The sequence below is a fragment of the Streptomyces niphimycinicus genome (assembly GCF_018883605.1).
GTDB lineage: Bacteria > Actinomycetota > Actinomycetes > Streptomycetales > Streptomycetaceae > Streptomyces > Streptomyces niphimycinicus.
This window is the reverse complement of record NZ_JAHLEM010000477.1, coordinates 1-4,115: the sequence shown is the minus strand read 5'-3', so window position 1 is coordinate 4,115 and position 4,115 is coordinate 1. Positions and strand designations below refer to the sequence as shown.

The following is a 4,115-nucleotide window of genomic DNA, read 5'->3' as shown; positions in this document are numbered from 1 at the left end:
CGGGGCGCCCACGAGCGCGGGCTCGAGGTCGGCGACCTGTCCGGCGGCGGCCGTGGCCGCCATCGCGTCGGCCGGGGTGGCGTCGGTGGCCGGGGCGTCCGAGGCGGTCGCGGCCTGCTGGGAGCCGGAGTTGGTCTTCAGGGCGACCTCCTTGATGAACAGGGTCAGCAGAAGGCCGAGCAGTGCGGCCGGGGCGGCGAAGAGGAAGACGTCCGCGACACCGTGGCCGTAGGCGCTCTCCATGATGGTGCGCATCGGCTCGGGCATCGCCTTGACGTCGGGGATGCCACCGCCGCCGGTGCCGGCGTGGCCCAGCGCGGCGCCCTTGGGACCGAGGTCGGCCACGCCGTCCTTGACGTAGTGGGTGACGCGGTTGGCGAGCACCGCACCGAGCGCCGAGACGCCCACCGCACCGCCCAGGGAGCGGAAGAAGGTGACGACGGCACTGGCCGCGCCGAGGTCCTTCGGAGCCACCTGGTTCTGGGTGGCCAGCACCAGGTTCTGCATCATCATGCCGATGCCGAGGCCCATGAGCGCCATGTAGATCGCCATGTGCCAGTACGGGGTGTCGTACCGGATGGTGCCCAGCAGCCCGAGGCCCGCCGTCACCAGCACACCACCGATGACCAGCCATGCCTTCCAGCGACCGGTCTTGGTGATGACCTGACCGGAGACGGTCGAGGAGATGAACAGGCCACCGATCATCGGGATGGTCATGACGCCCGACATGGTGGGCGTCTCACCCCGCGCCAACTGGAAGTACTGGCTGAAGAAGACGGTGCCGGAGAACATCGCGATACCGACGAAGAGCGACGCCAGCGAGGCAAGGGTGATCGTCTTGTTGCGGAACAGCCGCAGCGGGATGATCGGCTCGCGCGCCTTGGACTCGATCAGGATGAAGATCAGGCCGAGCGCGATCGAACCGCCGACCATCGCGTAGGTCTGCCACGAGATCCAGTCGTACTTGTCGCCCGCGAAGGTCACCCAGAGCAGCAGCAGCGAGACCGCCGCGCTGATGAAGAAGGCACCGCTCCAGTCGACCTTGACGTCCCGCTTGACCACCGGGAGCTTCAGGGTCTTCTGGAGCACGATCAGCGCGATGACGGCGAACGGAACGCCGACGTAGAAGCACCAGCGCCAGCCCAGCCAGGAGGTGTCGGTGATCACGCCGCCCAGCAGCGGACCGCCGACGGTCGCCACGGCGAAGGTCGCGCCGAGGTAGCCGCTGTACCGGCCGCGCTCACGCGGGGAGATCATCGCCGCCATGACGACCTGGGCGAGCGCGGACAGACCGCCGACGCCGACGCCCTGCACCACACGGCAGGCGATCAGCATGCCGGGGTTCTGCGACAGACCGGCCACCACGGAGCCCGCGACATAGATCAGCAGGGCTATCTGGACCAGCAGCTTCTTGCTGAACAGATCGGAGAGCTTGCCCCACAGCGGGGTGGCGGCGGTCATCGCCAGCAGGGTGGCGGTGACGACCCAGGTGTAGGCGGACTGGCCGCCGTGGAGATCGGCGATGATCTCGGGCAGCGCGTTGGAGACGATCGTCGACGACAGGATCGCGACGAACATCCCCAGCAGCAGCCCGGAGAGGGCCTCCATGATCTGCCGGTGGGTCATCGGCGCCGAGGAGTCCGCGTCGTGGCCCGGATGGGCCCGGTGTCCTCCTCCGCCGTGCTTGGCGTGGGCGGGGTGCCCCGCGGGTCCCCGCACACCGCCGTCCGGTGTGGTCGTTGCCATGAAGTTCCTTAACGTTGCGAAGGTGTACGGGTGAAGCTGGTCTCGGCCTGATGCGGCAGGGTCCGGGAACGCGTGTCCCCGAAACTCGTCCGCAATCGGTCGAGAAGTTCGTTGAGGTGGTCGACGTCCTCGTCCGACCAGTCGCTCAGACAACTCGCGAGTGCGTCCGTGTAGCGCTCGGACACCTGGCCGAGCAGGGTGCGTCCGCTGGCGTTGATGCTCAGCAGCCGCGACCGGCGGTCGAGCGGGTCGGGCTTGCGGTCCACCCAGCCGCGGTCCGCGACATGGGCCACATGCCGGCTGGTCACTGACATATCGATGTCGAGCAGTTCGGCGAGCTTGCTCATGCGCATCTCGCCGTAGCGGTCGAGGAGCATCAGCACGATGGCGGCGCCCGATGGGCAGTCGGTCGGCAGGACGCGCCCGAGCCCGCGCTTGACGGTGCCGATGGCGCTGAGCTGCCGGGCCAGCTCCTCGTAGTGGCGCTGTGTGGCCACGGCACCCCCCAGAGGGATTGGTCAGTTGCTTAAGGCAACCATAGAAGAAGTTAGTTGCAACAGGCAAATGAAAGGGCGGTCTGGGCGGTAAATTGCCGTTAAAGAGTCGTTCTGGAGCCGGTCAAGTGGGGTGGCTGAGGCGTGCGGTGCCGCCGAGACCCGGGGGTGTCCCGGAATCCGCTCGTTCGCTAGGGTCGGGGCCCATGGCGAACAACCCCCAGAGCCCCAACGGCAACCAGGACCCGTCCGGTTCCACTCAGATGTTCCGCGCCTTCGTCGACGAGGGCACCCGGCAGCCTCAGGCGTCCACCGGATCGAGCGGCGGTTCGCGCGTCGGTGTGATCGTCGGCGTGATCGCGGCGGTCGTGATCGTCGCCGCGGTGGCCTGGCTGGCACTGGGCTGAGCCCCGAGGCCCTGACGCTTCCAGCGGGGGCATGAGCTCCCACGCACCTTACGGCTGCCGGGTCGGCCTTACGGCTGCCGGGTCGGCCTTACGGCTTCCAGGCGACCGAGACGTCCCTGGTCTCGATATGCATGCCCAGCGGCACCCGCCAGTCGTCCACGCACACCGTCCAGGTCTTCTCCTTCTTCTGGCCCGCGCCGATCGGCGCGGGCAGCTTTTCCTCGGACTTGAGCGTCGCCCAGTCGGTGCCGAGGAGGTCGATCACATGGGTCGAGAAGGTGACGGTGCCCGAGGCGACAGCGGATCCTCCGGTGTTCCGGAACTCGACCTTCACCTTCTCGCACCAGCGCTCATCGGTCGCCGTGCGCTCCGGCTTGCCGACCTCCAGGACGGCCGGTCCGGTGGGCGTGGGGGAGCCGGAGGGGCCCGAGGGGTCCGAGCCGGGCCCGGACGGTGAGGGCTTCCCCGGCCCGCCGCCATCGGGTCCGCCGCCTGTGGACCCGCCGTCGCCCTTGGGGTCGTCGTCCGTACGCCCCGGGGTCCCGGAGCCGCCCTTGCCGCCGCCCGGGCCGTTCGTACGGCCGGGGGCCGGTGCTGATGCCGAGGGCGCCCGGGAGGCCGGTCCGTCCGTTCCGCCGTCCCCGGTGGCGGTGGGGCCGGACGCGCCCTTCCCGCCCCTGCCGCCCTTGCCGTCGCGATCGTTCCCTGCGCCGTCCTCGTCCAGGGGCACCAGGTCGACGCCGCCCTTGGGCGGTACGGCCGTCGCGCTCCGTCGGCCGTCGGGCCCGGCCGCCCCGGCGGCGACATAGCCGTCGCCGCCTCCGCCGCAGCCGCTGAGCAGGGCCCCCAGGCACAGTACGGCCGCCGAGGAGGCGAGTGCCGTGCCTCGGCGGCCGGTTGTCCGGCTCGATGCGTATCGCATCGGGCCAGTGTGTCTGACGACCCGTCAGGTGTACAGGGATCCGACAGGCCGGCCGGCGGTCCGGCTCAGTCCGAGATCAGGCCCTCGCGCAACTGGGCCAGGGTCCGGGTGAGCAGCCGGGAGACATGCATCTGGGAGATCCCGACCTCTTCGCCGATTTGCGACTGCGTCATATTGGCGAAGAAGCGCAGCATGATGATCTGGCGCTCGCGCGGCGGCAGTTTGGCCAGCAGGGGCTTGAGCGACTCGCGGTACTCCACGCCCTCCAGTGCGCTGTCCTCGTACCCCAGCCGGTCGGCGAGCGACCCCTCGCCGCCGTCGTCCTCGGGGGACGGGGAGTCCAGCGAGCTGGCCGTGTAGGCATTGCCCACCGCGAGCCCGTCGACCACGTCCTCCTCCGAGACGCCCAGCGCCGTGGCGAGCTCGGGGACGGTCGGGGAGCGGTCGAGCTTCTGTGACAGCTCGTCACTGGCCTTGGTGAGCGCCAGCCGCAGCTCCTGGAGCCGCCGCGGGACCCGCACCGACCAGCTTGTGTCACGGAAGAAC

Annotated in this window: 5 protein-coding genes; 1 reads left to right on the top strand and 4 read right to left on the bottom strand. The window is 69.8% G+C overall.

Going from position 1 to position 4,115, the window contains the following annotated elements:
• Both KN815_RS33465 and KN815_RS33460 read right to left on the bottom strand, forming a co-directional pair.
• The coding region (locus tag KN815_RS33465) for a DHA2 family efflux MFS transporter permease subunit (protein WP_507229918.1) at window positions 1-1,626 on the bottom strand (1,626 nt) is incomplete at its 3' end.
• Window positions 1,627-1,754: 128 nt separating this feature from the next.
• A complete protein-coding gene (locus KN815_RS33460; protein ID WP_216345603.1) occupies window positions 1,755-2,243 on the bottom strand; it encodes a MarR family winged helix-turn-helix transcriptional regulator in 489 nt (162 codons plus the stop codon).
• Window positions 2,244-2,446: 203 nt separating this feature from the next.
• Between KN815_RS33460 and KN815_RS33455 the strand changes: the two genes are divergently transcribed.
• Window positions 2,447-2,647: a hypothetical protein gene (locus KN815_RS33455; protein WP_059147250.1), complete on the top strand. Its 201-nt coding sequence runs from the start codon at window positions 2,447-2,449 to the stop codon at window positions 2,645-2,647.
• 88 nt (window positions 2,648-2,735) lie between these two features.
• Here KN815_RS33455 and KN815_RS33450 read toward each other — a convergent pair whose 3' ends face one another.
• Together KN815_RS33450 and KN815_RS33445 are read right to left on the bottom strand one after the other, a co-directional pair.
• Complete coding sequence (locus KN815_RS33450) at window positions 2,736-3,569, bottom strand: hypothetical protein (protein ID WP_216345602.1); 834 nt, start codon at window positions 3,567-3,569, stop codon at window positions 2,736-2,738.
• A gap of 65 nt (window positions 3,570-3,634) precedes the next feature.
• Window positions 3,635-4,115 (bottom strand): sigma-70 family RNA polymerase sigma factor (locus KN815_RS33445; RefSeq protein WP_216345601.1); only part of this gene is annotated, 481 nt, incomplete at its 5' end.

Coding starts and splice junctions, on each gene's coding strand:
- KN815_RS33455 (WP_059147250.1), top strand. CDS start 2,447: ATGGCGAACAACCCCCAGAGCCCCAACGGCAACCAGGACCCGTCCGGT.
- KN815_RS33450 (WP_216345602.1), bottom strand. CDS start 3,569: ATGCGATACGCATCGAGCCGGACAACCGGCCGCCGAGGCACGGCACTC.